Source organism: Amycolatopsis sp. NPDC006131 (genome assembly GCF_040614175.1).
Taxonomy (GTDB): domain Bacteria; phylum Actinomycetota; class Actinomycetes; order Mycobacteriales; family Pseudonocardiaceae; genus Amycolatopsis_E; species Amycolatopsis_E tucumanensis.
On sequence record NZ_JBEXTX010000079.1, the window covers coordinates 24,285 to 39,354 of the forward strand.

Genomic DNA, 15,070 nt, shown 5'->3' on the forward strand with positions numbered 1-15,070 from the left:
TCGACCGTATCGGGGCGGGGGCGTGCCTGTCGCGGTGGGTTCGGCCACGCCCGCGCCCGCCAGCTACCCTGAGTGTCGTGTCTTCTGCCGCCACCGAGCCCTCCGGCCGTCGTGTCTCCCTGTTGACCCTGGGCTGCGCCCGCAACGAGGTGGACTCCGAGGAGCTGGCCGGCCGGCTCGCCGAAGGGGGCTGGGAGCTCGCCGACGAACCCGAGGGCAGCGACGTGATCGTCGTCAACACCTGCGGGTTCGTGGAGTCGGCGAAGAAGGACTCGGTCGACACGCTGCTGGCCGCCGCCGACACCGGCGCGAAGGTCGTCGCCGTCGGCTGCATGGCCGAGCGCTACGGCGCCGAGCTGGCCGAGAGCCTGCCGGAGGCCCACGCCGTCCTCGGGTTCGACCACTACAACGACCTCGCGGCCCGCCTGGACGACGTCGCGGCAGGCCGCACCATCGCCTCGCACACCCCGGGCGACCGCCGCAAGCTGCTGCCGATCACCCCGGTCGAGCGCGCCGCCGCCACCGAGGACGTGTCGATCCCCGGCCACGGCTGGGGTCCCCGCGTGCTGCGCAACCGGCTGTCCGACTCGCCGGTCGCGGCTCTGAAGATCGCCTCGGGCTGCGACCGCCGCTGCTCGTTCTGCGCGATCCCGTCGTTCCGCGGCTCGTTCGTCTCGCGCCACCCGGACGAGATCCTCGCCGAGGCCGCCTGGCTGGCCGGCCAGGGCGTCAAGGAGCTGTTCCTGGTCAGCGAGAACTCCACGTCCTACGGCAAGGACCTGAGCCGCGACCTGGGCGGCACCCGCGCGCTGGAGCGGCTGCTGCCCCAGCTGGCCGGCATCGAGGGCATCGAGCGGGTGCGGGTGTCCTACCTGCAGCCCGCCGAGACCCGCCCGGACCTGGTCCGCGCCATCGCGACCACGCCGGGTGTGGCGCCCTACTTCGACATGTCCTTCCAGCACTCCAGCGAGACCGTGCTGCGCCGGATGCGCCGCTTCGGCTCCACGAAGTCGTTCCTCGCGCTGATCCAGCAGATCCGCGAGTACGCGCCGGAGGCGGGCATCCGCAGCAACGTCATCGTCGGCTTCCCCGGCGAGACCGAGGAGGACGTCGCCGAGCTGGAGCACTTCCTCACCGAGGCCGGGCTGGACGCGGTCGGCGTGTTCGGCTACTCCGACGAGGACGGCACCGAGGCCGAGACCTACGACGGCAAGATCGACCCCGAGGTGGTCGCCGAGCGCGTCGCGCGGGTCTCCGCGCTGGTGGAGGAGCTGACCGCGCAGCGCGCCGAGGACCGCGTCGGCGAGATCGTCGACGTGCTGGTCGAGGAGGCCGACGACGAAGAGGTGTCCGGCCGCGCCGCGCACCAGGCGCCCGAGGTCGACGGCGCCTGCATCGTGCTCGACGGCGACGGGCTCGAGGCCGGGCAGATGGTCCGCTGCCGGGTCGTCGGCTCCGAGGGCGTCGACCTGCTCGTCGAGCCGGACGCCGGCAGATGAGCGCCGCGGCGGAGGAGTCGGCGCAGGCGGGCGGGGAGGCCGGCCCGCCCCACCGCGAGCCCGAGCCGACCCCGGTCCCCACGCTCAACGTCGCGAACCTGCTGACCCTGTCCCGGATCATCCTGGTCCCGCTGTTCGTGCTGGCGCTGTTCGCCGGTGGCGGCGAAGACACCGGCTGGCGGATCGGCGCGACGGTGCTGTTCGCGATCGCGTCGCTGACCGACCAGGTGGACGGCTGGGTCGCCCGCCGCTACGGGCTGATCACCGACTTCGGCAAGATCGCCGACCCGATCGCGGACAAGGCGCTGATCGGCGCGGCGCTGGTGGGCCTGAGCCTGCTCGGCGAGCTGCCCTGGTGGGTGACCGTGGTGATCGCGGTCCGCGAGATCGGCGTGACCCTGCTGCGGTTCTGGGTGATCCGGCACGGCGTGATCCCGGCCAGCCGCGGCGGCAAGGCCAAGACCATGACCCAGATCCTGGCGATCGTGACCTACCTGCTGCCGCTGCCGGACGGCGCGCTACCGGTCCAGTGGGCGCTGATGGGCCTCGCGGTGGCGCTCACCGTCGTCACCGGCGCCGACTACGTCGTGCGCGCCGTGCGGCTGCGCGCGGCGGCCCGGGCATGACGTCGGCGCGCCCCGTGGTGGCCGCGCTGGTGCGGCTCGGGCAGACGGTGGCCGCCGCGGAGTCGCTGACCGCCGGCCTGGTCACCGCGACGCTGACCGAGGTGCCCGGCTCCAGCGCGGTCGTGCGCGGCGGGCTGGTGGTCTACGCCACCGACCTCAAGGCGAAGCTCGCCGGGGTGGACCCGGCGCTGCTGGCCGCGCACGGCGCGGTGCACCCGGAGGTGGCGGCGCAGCTCGCGGAGGGCGCGCGGGAGCGCTGCGGCGCGGACTGGGGACTGGGGCTGACCGGCGTGGCCGGGCCGGACCCGCAGGACGGCGTCGCCCCCGGCACCGTGCACATCGGCCTCGCCGGGCCGGCCGGCCGGGACGTGCGCACCCACTGGTTCGAGGGCGACCGCGCGGCCGTCCGGCGCGCGTCGGTGACGGCCGCGCTCGACCTGCTGGGGGAACATCTCACTTGATCGGGGCGTTCGCCCTGGGCGTATCCCCGTGTCAATCGCTGCGAGGAGGCGCTCGAACTGGGTAACGTGGTCGGTATCAGGAAGGGAGGCGCGCGATGACCGTGCTCCTGCGCGAGGCGATCGGCGACCGGCTCCGGCATGCCCGCACCAACAAGCGTCGCACACTGCGCGACATCTCCCGCGCCGCCAAGGTCAGCCTCGGCTACCTGTCCGAGGTGGAGCGCGGGCAGAAGGAGGCGTCCAGTGAACTGCTGGCGTCCATCTGCGAGGCGCTCGAGCTGCCGCTGGCCGAGCTGCTGAGCAACGTCGCCGCCGACATCTCGGCTCTGGAGAGCGTGGACGTGCCGACGATGCCCGAGACCGCCGAGAGCGAGGGCCGCGTGCGCAAGACGGGTGCGCCGTCCGCCGCGACGGGCCGGCTCGAAAGCGGCCGCCTCATCGACGGCGTGATCGGCAACGACCTGTCGGACCTGCGGGTTTCCGGTCAGCGGGTCGGGCCGTCGCTGCGCACCACCATCCGCGCGCCGAAGATGGTCGCGGCCTGATCACCCGCTGAGAACATCCGACGAGAAGGCCACCGTCCGGGCGCCGCGCGCCCCGGCGGTGGCCTTCGCGCGTCCGGTCCGGGGAGGCCGGTCAGGGTCGTCCCTGAAATCCCCCGGGGTCGCCTGGAACACACGGGCGCGACCTGACACGATGGAACCCACCCCGGGGTCGCGGCGTTGCTCAGATAGGGGAGAGCGACGCCGGGCGACCATCGGCGACACCCAGGCAGGGATCTAGAAGGCAGGCGGAGGAGATGGCCAACCCTTTCGTGAAGTTCTGGAAGTACCTCATGGCGTCGTTCTCGTCGAAGATCGACGAGCACGCCGACCCGAAGGTGCAGATCCAGCAGGCCATCGAGGAGGCGCAGCGCAACCACCAGGCGCTCTCCCAGCAGGCCGCCGCGGTTATCGGTAACCAGCGGCAGCTGGAGATGAAGCTCAACCGCCAGCTCGCCGAGGTCGAGAAGCTGCAGGCGTCGGCGCGGCAGGCGCTGGTGCTGGCCGACGAGGCCCGCGCCAAGGGGGACGAGCAGAAGGCCCAGCAGTACGAGGTGGCCGCGGAGTCGTTCGCCACCCAGCTGGTCACGGCCGAGCAGAGCATCGAGGACCTCAAGACGCTGCACGACCAGGCCCTGCAGGCCGCCGCGCAGGCGAAGCAGGCCGTCGAGCGCAACTCGGCGATGCTGCAGCAGAAGCTGGCCGAGCGCACCAAGCTGCTCTCGCAGCTGGAGCAGGCCAAGATGCAGGAGCAGGTGTCGGCCTCGCTCAACCAGATGTCGCAGCTCGCCGCGCCGGGCAACACCCCGTCGCTGGAAGAGGTGCGGGACAAGATCGAGAAGCGGTACACCACCGCGCTGGGCCAGGCCGAGCTGGCGCAGAACTCGGTGCAGGGCCGCATGCTCGAGGTGCAGCAGGCCACCACGCAGATGGCGGGCAGCTCGCGGCTGGAGCAGATCCGGGCGTCCATGCGGGGCGACTCGGTGGCGCAGGTGACCTCCGGCTCCGGTGAGAAGGCGGCGTCGCCGGCGGCGGACATCCAGCGCGAGATCGAGTCGCGCGTCCAGGCCGAGCAGCAGAAGAACCAGGCCTGAGCGGGTAGGCGATGGCGTCGGGCAGGCGGGACTTCTCGCAGTTCCAGGCGAAACTGGAAAAGCACATCGAGCGCCTGCCCGACTACGCGCAGCGCGCGCAGCAGAAGCTGCAGCGGTACACGGAGCAGGGCTCGTCCGGCTCGGGGACGCGGCCGAAGGTCGTCTCCCAGGCGATGCCGGTGCTCAACGAGGCCCGCGCGAAGTGGGTCGCGTGGAACTCGCCCGAGGCGAAGCTCGCGCGGCGCAAGCAGCGGACCTCGCGGGCGCTGACGCTGTGGATCATGGCTTCGGTGCTGTTCGTGCTGTACGCCGTGATCGGCTGGTTCGGGCTCGCCGGGGCGGGCGGAGTGGCCGAGGCGGCGCCGGGGATCTTCGGCGCGGTCGTGTTCACGACGTTGTCGGTGCGCTCGGCGCTGCGGTTGCGGCAGCTGAACCGGGTCGTGCTGCCGGTCAGCACCACCCCGCCGCCGCTGCCGCCGTCCGGTTCCGCGGCGCGCCCCGCGATGCAGCGGCTCGCCGAGTGCGAGTCGACGCTGGCCGACCTGCTGCGGCAGTTGTCGGAGCCGTCGGCGCTCGGCGCGGCGCCGGTGCCGGAGTACTCGGTGGCCGACGCGCGGTCGACGGCCGCCGAGGCCGCGACGGCGCTGCGGGCGCTGGCCCTGCGGATCCAGTCGATCGAGCGGGCACGCGACGCGGCCCCGGCCGGCGAGCGGGCCGCGCTGGACTCGGCGATCGCCACGCTGCGGGAGCAGCTGGACGACGGGGTGGAGAGCTTCGGAGCCCTGGTCGCCGCGGCGGGCCGCGCGGTGGCCGCGAGCAGCCACGGCCTCGCCGACTCGCGCCTCTTCCTGACCGACGCGACCGACCGGCTCGCCGGACTGGCCCTGGCGCTCCGCGAACTCTCCACCTGACCCCGGGCCCCACCGGCTCACGGGACGCGGCGTTAGGCGCGGTGGTGGGCGGGAGTGGCGCGTTCGGCGCGGCGAGTTCCATGTCGGTGGGCGCGAGTCCCGCGCTGCTCGGCGGAAGTTGCACGGTCGGCGCGGCGAGTCCCGTACTGGTCCGCGCGAGTGGCGCGTTCGGCGCGGCGGGTTCCATGTGGTGGACGCCAGTTCCGCGCTGCTCGGCGGGAGTTGCACGGTCGGCGCGGCGAGTCCCGTACTGGTCCGCGCGAGTGGCGCGTTCGGCGCGGCGGGTTCCATGTGGTGGACGCCAGTTCCGCGCTCGGCGCGGTGGTGGACGCGAGTCGCGCGTGCGGCGCGGTGGGTTCCATGTTGGTGGGCGGGAGTGGCGCGTGCGGCGCGGTGGGTTCCGCGGTGGTGGCGCGAGTCGCACGTTCAGCGTGGCGGGTTCCATGTAGGTGGCCGGGAGTGGCGCGTGCGATGCGGCAAGTTCCGCGGTGGTGGGCGCGAGTCGCACGCTCGGCGCGGCGGGTTCCGCGGTGGTGGCCGGGAGTGGCGCGTGCGACGCGGCGGGTTCCGCGGTGGTGGCCGGGAGTGGCGCGTGCGGCGCGGCGGGTTTCACGATCGTCCGCGAGTCCCGTGTGCGGCGCGGCGAGTTCCGCGGTGGTGGGCGGGAGTCGCACGCTCGGCGCGGCGAGTCCCGTGCTGGTCCGCGCGAGTCGCACATTCAGCGTGGCGAGTCTCATTTGATCGGCGCGGGCGGCACCTTCCTCGGTGCGCGCTCCGGCCCGGCGCACGCCATGCCGTGCTCGGCGGGGACGGTGCCACCGGCACCGGAGACCCGAGCCAGCCGCAAGCCAGCCGTCAAGCCGCCGTTCGGGGGCGTGCTGCCTCGGCCGCGCATCGGATTAACGACAAATTGACCATGCCCCTCGCGGCGTAACCGCGGCGGAACATCGTCTCCCTACCGTCGGAGGATGGACAACCCGCCGCTTCCGCCCGAGCCTCCTCCGCCCCCGCCGGCGCCGGCCAGTGCGCGGCGTGCCGTGGCCGCCGCCCTCGACCTCATCGCGATCGCCGACCGGCCGGAGCTGTGGGCCACCCTGCGCGCGGACGAGGACGTCCTCGTCGACGCCAAGGCCGTCGACGACCACGGGGGCCTCCCGCTCGCTGGGCTGCTCGCCGCCGTCGAGGACGACATCTCACCCACCGCGGATCCGGTCCGGCGGCTGGCCGAGGCCGGCGCCGTCGTCCTCGGCACCGCCCACCGCGGAGCGGACGCGGCCGAGCTGGTGGCACTCGGACTGATCGACCTCGCCCTCACCACGCAGGCACCCCGGCATCCCGACGTCGTCTGCCTCACCCCGACCGCCGGGCTGCTCCCCGCGGCCGGCGCCGTCGTCGCCGGAACGCTCGCCGACGGCTGCCGCGCCCTAACCGCCATCACCGACCCCGGCGCCTGGCCCGCCGACGTCCGCCTCGCCGCCGGCGAACGTCCCCGGCTCACCGTCTCGCACCAGCACCGGACCGCGCTGCGCCACGCCGTGGGGGAGTTGCGAGTCGCCGGCGTGGAGGTGACCACAATGGACACCGCCACCTCGATGGTCCCCCTCGGACAGCGCCCCGCAGCGCCCGATGGCCCGGCGGTCACCGCACACGGCGTGCGCTTCCACGGCCGCCCCTTCGACGACCAGGTGCTCATCGACCTCGCCGCCCTGCTCACCGGCGAACAGCTGAAGAACCCTTACCCCGCAACGGGAACCGCGCTCGTCGTGTTCGGCGCGCACCTGCGCGGGCAACCACGCAACGCCGAGCTGCGCGACCTCGGCGCCCGCTTCACCGGCGAGGTCCGCACCGCGCCCCGCTACCGGATGCTCGCCCTCGACGGCCAAGCCGGCGTGCACCCGGGCGACGACGGCACGGCACTGCGAGGCGAACGGTGGCTGCTCGCCCCGGGCAGCCTCGCGCGGTTCCGGGCCGCGCTGCCGCCGCCGATGACGCTCGGCCCGGTCGAACTGGACGACGGCGAAACCGCCACCGCCCTGCTCAGCCACCCGGCACCGGGCCCCGACATCACGGAGTTCGGGGACTGGCGGGCCTACCTGCGTCATCGGACCGCGAACCGGCCAGGGCTCGGTTGATGCCGCGCACCAGCCCGGGCCCGTGCAGGGCGAACCCGGTGTAGAGCTGGATCAGGCTCGCCCCGGCGTCCAGCATCCGGCGCGCGTCGTCGCCGGTCGAGATCCCGCCCACGCCGATGATCGGCACCGTGCCCTCGGTGTGCCGGTGCACGAACTCCACGACCTCCCGCGCCCGCTCGGTGAGCGGCCTGCCGGACAGCCCGCCGGTCTCCGCGCCCACCGCGGCTTCGCCCGCGGCCAGCCCGTCCCGGCCCAGCGTGGTGTTGGTCGCGATGATCCCCGACACGCCGTGCTCGTCGCACACCTCGAGCAGCTCGGCGAGCGCGTCGTCGGTCAGGTCGGGCGCGACCTTGACCAGCAGCGGCGTCGCCGGCTTCCCGGCCGCCGCCGCCAGCTCCTCGCCGGTGCGGCCCAGCTCCGCGAGCAGCTCGGCCAGCGCCTCCCGGTCCTGCAGCGCCCGCAACCCGGGCGTGTTGGGGGAGCTGACGTTGATGGCGAAGTAGTCTGCCCACGGGTACAGCGCCCGCAACGACTCCTGGTAGTCGGCGACCGCCTCCTCCAGCGGGGTCACTTTGGACTTGCCGATCGACACGCCCAGCGGGATGTCCGGCTTCCCCTTGGCGGCCAGCCGCTGCGCCAGCGCGGCCGCGCCGGAGTTGTTGAACCCCATGCGGTTGATCACCGCGTCGCTGTGCGGCAGCGTGAACAGCCGCGGCTTCGGGTTGCCCGGCTGCGCGAGCCGCGTGACGGTGCCCACTTCGACGAACCCGAACCCGAGCGCGGGCCACGCCGCCAGGGCGCGCCCGTCCTTGTCCATCCCGGCGGCCAGGCCGACCCGGTTGGCGAACCGCAGCCCGAACAACGTCACCGGGTCCGAGACGGCGAACCGGCGCCGCGCCGCGGCCAGCGCGGGCGGGACGTCGGCGAGCCGGGACAGCACGCGGAGGGTGCGTTCGTGCACCTTCTCGGGGTCGTTGTCGTTGAGCCGGTAGAGCGCGGGACGGATCAGCCTGTCGAAGAGCACGTCCCCATCTTCGCTCAGCGCCGTTTCCACTCCGACGACAGCATGGCGTAGACGAGCTCGTCGGTCCACTCGCCCTTGACGAGCTCGTTCTCCCGCAGGTGCGCCTCGCGCCGCATGCCCAGTCCCTCCATCAGGGACGCCGAGGCCACGTTGCGGCTGTCGCAGCGGCCGTGGATGCGGTGCAGGCCCAGTTCGTCGAACCCGAGCCGGAACAGCTCGGTGGCCGCCTCGGCGGCGTAGCCCTTGCCGTGGTGCTGGGGGTGGAACACGACCCCGATCTCGCCGCTGGCGTGCTCGCGGCTGGTCCACCACAGGGTGAGGTCGCCGATCAGCTCACCGGTGTCGATCAGCTCGACGGCGATGGCCAGGTACTCGCCGGGCTCGGTCAGCGTCGAGCGGGCGATCTTGTCCTCGAGGACGGCCGCGGTCTCGGCGCGGGTGCGCGGTTCCCAGTAGAGGTACCGCGTGACGTCCGGGCGGGACTGGAAGGAGTGCAGCGCGTTCAGATCCGCCTTGGTGAACGGGCGGAGGATCAGCCGTGCGGTCTTCAGCGGGTACGCGGGCTGCAGCACCGGCGAAGGATAGCGCGCCCCGGACGATCTTCGGGGGCGTTTCCCGGAGAATTAGGGGATTGGGGGGAACCCCCGGCGCGACTCCCGACCGTCGTCAGCCGTTCGGGCCCGAGCCGGACCAGTGCTCGGAAACGCCGGGGGGCGGTGGCTGTCTGGTATTCACCAGCAGTCCAGGGTGTGGCATCCGCTAGCGGACAGCCACCTCACGAGTCCCGTTGCTACACAACTTTGGACCACCTCCTTTCCCGTGTACCAGCAACGCTAGGCGTGCCGGTGCCCCTGCGGCAACTGCATTTCCGGGCCGGCGGGCGTGGCCGTTCTCACCCGCGCGGAGGGGAATTTTCCGCCCGCCCCCGCGCCGCGCACTGGATCGATCCATGCCGGAATGCCGGGTTTCGGGCCTCCCCGGCAGGTGTACCCGATCGGGTGACCGGGGGGCTGGTTCGCACCAACGGGAGAGAATGCGATGTCCACGTCCGTGGTCGTTCTGATCGTCGTCGTCGCGATCGTGGTGATCCTCGGGATCGCCCTGCTGGCCCGCGCCCAGATGCGGCGCAGGCGCCTGCAGGAGAGGTTCGGGCCCGAGTACGAGCGGGCCGTCGAGGGCGGCAAGAGCAAGCGGGCCGCCGAGCGCGACCTGGCCGAGCGGGAGAAGCGGCACAGCGAGCTGGACATCCGGCCGCTGCCGGACACCGCCCGCCAGCGCTACCGCCAGCAGTGGTCGCTGGTGCAGCAGCAGTTCGTCGACCGGCCCGGCGCGGCCATCCTGGAGGCCGACCGCCTGCTCACCTCGCTGATGGCCGAGCGCGGCTACCCGACCGAGGGCTACGAGCAGCAGCACCGGGACCTCTCCGTCGAGCACGCCGACACGATCGAGCACTACCGCCGCGCCCACGACATCACGCAGGGGCACCAGCGGACCGAGGCGTCCACCGAGGACCTGCGCAAGGCGATGGTCCACTACCGGCAGGTGTTCGAGGACCTGCTCGGCGACGCCGACGTCCGCCCCGGGCAGGAGGGGGACCGCCACCATGCGCGCTGAGGACCGCACCGCCGACGGCCTGAGCACCGACGACCTGGTGGCGCCGCGTCAGCAGGAGTCGCGGCGGGAAACCCCAGGCGCACAGCAGGATCCGGCGCCGCAGGGATCACCCGCGCAGCCGATGGCCGAACAGCCGGCCGGGCGCACCATGCCGGCCGAGGCCGCGGCGAGCCAGGGCGTGACCGAAGAACCGGCCGGCAGGCAGGCCGACGGCGAGGAGCGCGTCGAGCTGTTCCGCCCCGAGCAGGTCAGCGAGTTCCGCGACCGCTGGCGCGAGGTGCAGACCTCGTTCGTCGACGATCCACAGCGGACGCTGCGGGACGCCGACCAGCTGGTGGCCGAGGTCATGCAGGCGCTCGCGCAGACCTTCGCCGACCACAAGCACGGGCTGGAGGCCCAGTGGCAGCGCGGTGAGGCCGCCACCGAGGACCTGCGGCTGGCGCTGCGGCGCTACCGGACGTTCTTCAACGAGCTGCTGCGCAGCTGAGGCGAGGGCCCGCGCTGGCAGCGCGGGCAGAACCAGGTGGGGCGCGCCTGGACGTCGTGGGGGTCCCGGCCCTGGTCTTCGACCCGGAGCCGGCCCCCGCACCGGAAGCAGCCCTGCCTGGTTCGCTCGTACACCCAGTTCCGTCGGCCGCGGGCGAGGTCGCCGGTGGTGCTCTGCTCGTGCCGCCAGGCGTTGGCCAGCAACAGCTTCCGCGCCAGCCGGACCACCTTCGCCGCGTCCAATTCGGACACCGGTGTCCACGGCGTCACGCCGAGCAGGAAGCAGATCTCGCACTTGTAGAGGTTGCCCACACCCGCCATCACGCGCTGGTCGAGCAACGCGAGCCCGAGCTCCCGGCCCGGTTCACGCGTCAGCGCCGCGACCGCGCGGGCCTCGTGCTCGTCGCTCCACTGTGGATCGAGCAGGTCCGGCCCGAGGTGGCCGACCAGGCGGGACTCCTCTGCGGTGGGCAGCAGTTCCAGGTCGTGCACGCGGAACCCGACGACCTGCACGCCCGCGGCCTCCAACACCACCCGCGCGTGGTGCGCCGGGTGCCGCCAGCGGGAACCGGGCCGGGTGATCTCCCACGAGCCGTCCATCTTCAGGTGGCTGTGCAGGCTCAGGTCCGGCGAGAAGCGGAAGAACAGGTGCTTGCCCACCGTCCGCACACCGAGCACCGTCGAGCCGGCCAGGTCGGTGGTGGCCAGCGCCGGGTGCCGGAAGTCGGTGCGCGTCAGCACGCGGCCGGCGAGGGCCTTCTCGACCTTCTTGCCGGCCAGGAAGACCGTGTCACCTTCGGGCATCGTCCGCGGTCCGGGCGATGCGGGGGATCGGGCCGGTGCTCTCGGCGGGCGGCTCTCGGTCGATCCGGTGCCGCCCGGCCCGGTTCGAGCGCAGGATCTTGGCCAGCACCATGTTGAAGGTCAGCGCGACCTCCTGGGCGCCGGGGGAGTGCCACTCGTGGATGGGGCTGCACGCGCCCTGCGCCTGCTGCACCGCGAGCCGGTCCGGGATCGCCGTGGGCATCACCAGGCCGCCGAAGGACTCCCGCAGCTCGGCGATGCGGAACTGGTGCTCGTGCGAGCGCGGCCGCAGCCGGTTCACCAGCACCCCGGCCGCCTTGAGGTCCGGGTTGTGCTCGTCGCGGATCCGCTCGATCGCCTCCAGCGCGCGCTGCGCGCCGCTGACCGCGTACATCGTCGGCTCGGTGACCAGGATCGCGCTGTCGGCGGCGACCAGGGCCGACTTCGTCAGCCGCCCCAGCGAGGGCGGGCAGTCCAGGATCGCCAGCTCGTACGGGCGGCCGCGCAGGGGGCGCTCGTGTAGCTCGTCCAGCGCCAGGGAGAGGTTGCCGACCTTGTCGTCGTCCGGCCCCGGCTCGTTGAGCAGTTCGAGTTCCTCCGCGCCGACCAGCACGTCCACCTCGGGGCTCCACGCGCTCGGCGCCACGGCCTGCCGCAGCACGTCGGGGACCGGGGTGGCGAGCACGTCGGCCAGCGTGGCCTCGGTGTAGGGCGGGTCGAGGGTGGCGGTGGCGTTGCCCTGCGGGTCGAGATCGGCCACCAGCGTGCGCGCTCCCCTACGGAGCGCAGCCGAGGCGATGCCCAGCGCGACCGTGGTTTTGCCGACACCACCCTTGAGGCTGAGTACGGCGACCGTGTGCACGGGGTCGAGCGTAGCCGGAGTGCCACGGCGAGCGCCCGGACCGGGCTCACTACGCTGTCCGCCATGCGAACGGACACCGGGACAGCACGCGGCTCCGGCACGGTCTGGCGGGCACTGCGGGCCGAGCTCGACCGGGCGCGGGAACGAGGCACCAGCGAACCGGCCGTCGTCGACGTCGGCGGCGGCAGCGGGGTCTGGGCGGTGCCGCTGGCCGCCGAGGGCTGCCGGGTGACGGTGGTCGAGCCGAGCCCGAACGCGCTGGCGACCCTGCGGCGGCGCGCCGAGGAGGCCGGCGTCGGCGGGGCGATCACCGTCGTCGCCGACGACACCGACGCGCTCGCCGCGCGGATCCCGGCCGGCTCCGCCGACCTGGTGCTGGCGCACGGGCTGCTCGAGGTCGTCGACGACCCCGCCGCGGTGGCCGGCGCGCTGGCCGGGATCGTCGCGCCGGGCGGCGCGGTGTCCGTGCTGGCCGCCAACCGGCACGCCGCGGCGCTGCACCGCGCCCTGGGCGGCCGGGTGCGCGAGGCGCACGTGCTGCTCACCAGTTCCGACGGCGTGCTCGCGGACGACGGGGAGACCCTGCTGCGCCGCTTCGACGCCGACGGCCTGCGCGGCCTGCTGGCGGGCGCGGGACTGCGCGTCGAGCTGATCCAGGGCGACGGCGTGGTGTCGGACGTGCTGGGCGAGGTCGAGTCGGAGCAGTACACCGCCGACGACCTCGCCGACTTCGAGGCCGCCGCGGGCGCGATCCCGCCGCTGCGCGACCTCGCCAGCCGCCTGCACCTGCTCGCCCGGCTCTGACCGGAATTGTCGGACCCCCTGCGTAGGCTCGTCCGCGATGGGTAGGAACGCGGCCCTGCCGGCCGGATACGAGCGGTTCCGGGTGAGCGCGGGGCACACGCCGGACGACACGGGCTGCGGGCTGCTGCACGTCGACATGGACGCGTTCTTCGCGGCCGTGGAGCTGCGCACGCGGCCGGAGCTGGTGGACAAGCCGGTGATCGTGGCGGGCGCCGGCCCGCGGTCGGTGGTGACGTCGGCGAACTACCCGGCGCGCGAGTACGGCGTGCGGGCGGCCATGCCGGTCGCCGTGGCGCGCCGGCTGTGCCCGCACGGGGTGTTCCTGCCGCCCACACACGGGCTCTACGGCGAGGTGTCCAAGGGCGTGATGGCGATCTTCCGCGAGCTGACACCGCTCGTGGAGCCGCTGAGCCTGGACGAGGCGTTCCTGGACGTCAGCGGCGCGCTGCGGCGGCTGGGGGAGACGCCGGCGGGCATCGCCGCGCTGATCCGCCGCCGCGTCCAGGCCGAGCACGGCATCACCTGCTCGGTCGGGGTGGCGTCGGTGAAGTTCGTGGCGAAACTGGCCTCGGGCATGGCGAAGCCGGACGGCGTGGTGGTGGTGCCGGCCGGGCAGACCCTGTCGTTCCTGCACCCGCTGCCGATCTCCGCGCTGTGGGGCGTGGGGAAGAAGACCGAGGAGAACCTGCGGCGGCTCGGGCTGGCCACGATCGCCGACATCGCGGCGGCGCCGCTGCCGCGGCTGCGCAAGGCGGTCGGCAACGCCGCGGCCGAGCACCTGCACGCGCTGGCGCACGGCCGCGACGAGCGCGGCGTGGTTGTCGATTCGCCGGAGAAGTCGCTGGGCGCCGAGCACACCTTCGACACCGACCAGCGCGACCCGCGGGTGCTGGAGCGCGAGCTGCTGCGGCTGTCCGAGCGCGTCGCGGAGAGCCTGCGGCGGCGCGGGCTGCGCGGCCGCACGGTGTCGATCAAGGTGCGGTTCGCCGACTTCCGCACGATCACGCGGGCGCGCACCCTGCCCGCGGCCACCGACGTGGCGCGGGTGATCCACTCGACGGCCGTGGCGCTGCTGGCGGAAGCGGTCGCCGGGGCCGATGTCCGCCTGCTCGGGGTGCGGGTGGAGGGGCTGACCGGGGAGGCCGAGCCGGAGCAGCTGACCTTCGACCAGCCCGCGCCGCGGTGGCGGGACGCGGAGGTGGCGGCGGACGTGGCGCGGTCGAAGTTCGGCTCTGCCGCTGTGCGTCCGGCGTCACTGCTCGTGCCCGACCCCGACCCACCTCGGGGGGAACCCTGAGCCGTGTGAAACGTTGAGCAGAGGGACGACGACAGCCCAGCAAGACCACCAGCGCCCAGGCCGGCGGGGAGATTTGAGCCAAACGGGGCACAGGTTGGAGCGGGATCGGGTAGTCCTGATCGCGAAGGACTCGTATCCTGGAGAGTGACACCACTAGGGGTGTCTGTTGGGTCCAGGACGTTGCGCGGCCCGGCGCCCGCGACAGCTGTGCCGGAGGAGGAAAGATGCCACTCTCCGAGCATGAGCAGCGGCTGCTCGACCAGATCGAGCGCGAGCTCTATGCCGAGGACCCCAAGTTCGCGTCTACGGTGCGCGGTGCCCGGTTCCGCCGGCCCGCCCGCCGCCGCCGAATCCAGGGGATCGCGCTGTTCGTCGTCGGGGTCGCTCTGCTCGTACTGGGTGTGATGGTGCGGGCTCTGTGGGTCGCCGACGTGCCGTTGATGAGCGTGTTCGGTTTCGTCGTGATGTTCGCGGGCGTTCTGCTCGCGGTCATGTCCGGACGTGGTGGGGGCGACGGCAAACAGGGCGGCGCCAAGGCCGCCAAGGCCAAGAGCTCCTTCACGCAGCGGATGGAAGAGCGGTTCCGCCAGCGCTTCGAAGAGCAGTAGTTCTTCTCCGCGAGGTGCCTACGCCCGTCCGGGCGTAGGCGCTTTCGCATGGTCGCCCTCGGTGGAGCTGAGGTGGCTCCGGGCGCGTCGAGGCCGGCCCCAGCGACGTGGCAGCGCCGAAGCGCGCCCGCTCAGGACTTCGCGCCGGTGCTGGTCCGAACAGTGACCCTTTCAGGCCCCGCTCAGGCCCCCTCGCGGGTGCTGGCCCGGACCGTGAGCCGCCAAGCCCCGTTCTCCGGCGCGTCGGCGCCGAGGTGGCTCTGAGCGCCGGCGGGTCTTCCGGGGCGTGGCGGGAGCAGCGCTCAA

At 73.4% G+C, this 15,070-nt stretch carries 16 protein-coding genes; 12 read left to right on the forward strand and 4 right to left on the reverse strand.

The features are described from left to right. The first annotated feature begins 77 nt into the window (after nucleotides 1–77). The 7 genes from rimO (at nucleotide 78) to ABZ215_RS31060 (ending at nucleotide 7,265) form a co-directional block, all read left to right on the forward strand. Nucleotides 78–1,499, forward strand: coding sequence for a 30S ribosomal protein S12 methylthiotransferase RimO (gene rimO, locus ABZ215_RS31030; protein WP_354953659.1), 1,422 nt, complete (start codon nucleotides 78–80; stop codon nucleotides 1,497–1,499). Then, nucleotides 1,496–2,125 carry a CDP-diacylglycerol--glycerol-3-phosphate 3-phosphatidyltransferase gene (gene pgsA / locus ABZ215_RS31035; protein WP_027930904.1) on the forward strand — a complete coding sequence of 210 codons (630 nt, stop codon included), beginning with the start codon at nucleotides 1,496–1,498 and terminating at the stop codon, nucleotides 2,123–2,125. Before rimO ends, pgsA begins: the two co-directional genes overlap by 4 nt. Then, nucleotides 2,122–2,586 carry a CinA family protein gene (locus ABZ215_RS31040; RefSeq protein WP_027936477.1) on the forward strand — a complete coding sequence of 155 codons (465 nt, stop codon included), beginning with the start codon at nucleotides 2,122–2,124 and terminating at the stop codon, nucleotides 2,584–2,586. Before pgsA ends, ABZ215_RS31040 begins: the two co-directional genes overlap by 4 nt. Nucleotides 2,587–2,681: 95 nt before the next feature. Beyond that, nucleotides 2,682–3,131, forward strand: a complete 450-nt coding sequence (locus tag ABZ215_RS31045; protein ID WP_237337404.1) for a helix-turn-helix transcriptional regulator — start codon at nucleotides 2,682–2,684, stop codon at nucleotides 3,129–3,131. A 254-nt stretch (nucleotides 3,132–3,385) separates the two neighbouring features. Further along, a complete protein-coding gene (gene pspA / locus ABZ215_RS31050) occupies nucleotides 3,386–4,222 on the forward strand; it encodes a phage shock protein PspA (RefSeq protein WP_354953662.1) in 837 nt (278 codons plus the stop codon). Nucleotides 4,223–4,233: 11 nt separating this feature from the next. Beyond that, entirely contained in the window at nucleotides 4,234–5,133 is a 900-nt protein-coding gene (locus ABZ215_RS31055; RefSeq protein ID WP_237337406.1) for a hypothetical protein, read from the forward strand. A 968-nt stretch (nucleotides 5,134–6,101) separates the two neighbouring features. Further along, nucleotides 6,102–7,265: a hypothetical protein gene (locus tag ABZ215_RS31060; RefSeq protein WP_354953664.1), complete on the forward strand. Its 1,164-nt coding sequence runs from the start codon at nucleotides 6,102–6,104 to the stop codon at nucleotides 7,263–7,265. On the opposite strand, the gene ABZ215_RS31065 is transcribed toward ABZ215_RS31060, so the two are convergent. Both ABZ215_RS31065 and ABZ215_RS31070 read right to left on the reverse strand, forming a co-directional pair. Continuing rightward, nucleotides 7,198–8,289, reverse strand: a complete 1,092-nt coding sequence (locus ABZ215_RS31065) for a quinone-dependent dihydroorotate dehydrogenase (protein ID WP_354953666.1) — start codon at nucleotides 8,287–8,289, stop codon at nucleotides 7,198–7,200. The two genes, ABZ215_RS31060 and ABZ215_RS31065, sit on opposite strands and share 68 nt — an antisense overlap. Nucleotides 8,290–8,303: 14 nt before the next feature. Next, nucleotides 8,304–8,861, reverse strand: coding sequence for a GNAT family protein (locus ABZ215_RS31070; RefSeq protein WP_020423354.1), 558 nt, complete (start codon nucleotides 8,859–8,861; stop codon nucleotides 8,304–8,306). A gap of 466 nt (nucleotides 8,862–9,327) precedes the next feature. Between ABZ215_RS31070 and ABZ215_RS31075 the strand changes: the two genes are divergently transcribed. After that, nucleotides 9,328–9,903 carry a hypothetical protein gene (locus tag ABZ215_RS31075; protein WP_020423355.1) on the forward strand — a complete coding sequence of 192 codons (576 nt, stop codon included), beginning with the start codon at nucleotides 9,328–9,330 and terminating at the stop codon, nucleotides 9,901–9,903. Next, the gene (locus ABZ215_RS31080) at nucleotides 9,893–10,390 is read left to right on the forward strand and encodes a hypothetical protein (RefSeq protein WP_354953668.1); all 498 of its coding nucleotides are present in this window, start codon (nucleotides 9,893–9,895) and stop codon (nucleotides 10,388–10,390) included. The genes ABZ215_RS31075 and ABZ215_RS31080 overlap by 11 nt, the downstream gene beginning before the upstream one ends. Here ABZ215_RS31080 and ABZ215_RS31085 read toward each other — a convergent pair. Both ABZ215_RS31085 and ABZ215_RS31090 read right to left on the reverse strand, forming a co-directional pair. Then, on the reverse strand, nucleotides 10,354–11,193 hold the full coding sequence (locus ABZ215_RS31085) for a DNA-formamidopyrimidine glycosylase family protein (protein ID WP_354953670.1): 840 nt from the start codon (nucleotides 11,191–11,193) through the stop codon (nucleotides 10,354–10,356). The genes ABZ215_RS31080 and ABZ215_RS31085 overlap by 37 nt on opposite strands. Then, nucleotides 11,180–12,055, reverse strand: a complete 876-nt coding sequence (locus ABZ215_RS31090; RefSeq protein WP_354953672.1) for a ParA family protein — start codon at nucleotides 12,053–12,055, stop codon at nucleotides 11,180–11,182. The genes ABZ215_RS31085 and ABZ215_RS31090 overlap by 14 nt, the downstream gene beginning before the upstream one ends. 63 nt (nucleotides 12,056–12,118) lie before the next feature. Between ABZ215_RS31090 and ABZ215_RS31095 the strand changes: the two genes are divergently transcribed. From ABZ215_RS31095 to ABZ215_RS31105, 3 genes are all read left to right on the forward strand, one after another. Further along, entirely contained in the window at nucleotides 12,119–12,859 is a 741-nt protein-coding gene (locus ABZ215_RS31095; protein ID WP_020423359.1) for a methyltransferase domain-containing protein, read from the forward strand. A 37-nt stretch (nucleotides 12,860–12,896) separates the two neighbouring features. After that, nucleotides 12,897–14,156 (forward strand): DNA polymerase IV, encoded by a 1,260-nt coding sequence (dinB, locus tag ABZ215_RS31100; RefSeq protein ID WP_020423360.1) that lies wholly within the window; start codon nucleotides 12,897–12,899, stop codon nucleotides 14,154–14,156. Nucleotides 14,157–14,380: 224 nt separating this feature from the next. Continuing rightward, the gene (locus ABZ215_RS31105) at nucleotides 14,381–14,764 is read left to right on the forward strand and encodes a DUF3040 domain-containing protein (protein WP_020423361.1); all 384 of its coding nucleotides are present in this window, start codon (nucleotides 14,381–14,383) and stop codon (nucleotides 14,762–14,764) included. The last annotated feature ends 306 nt before the right edge of the window (nucleotides 14,765–15,070 follow it).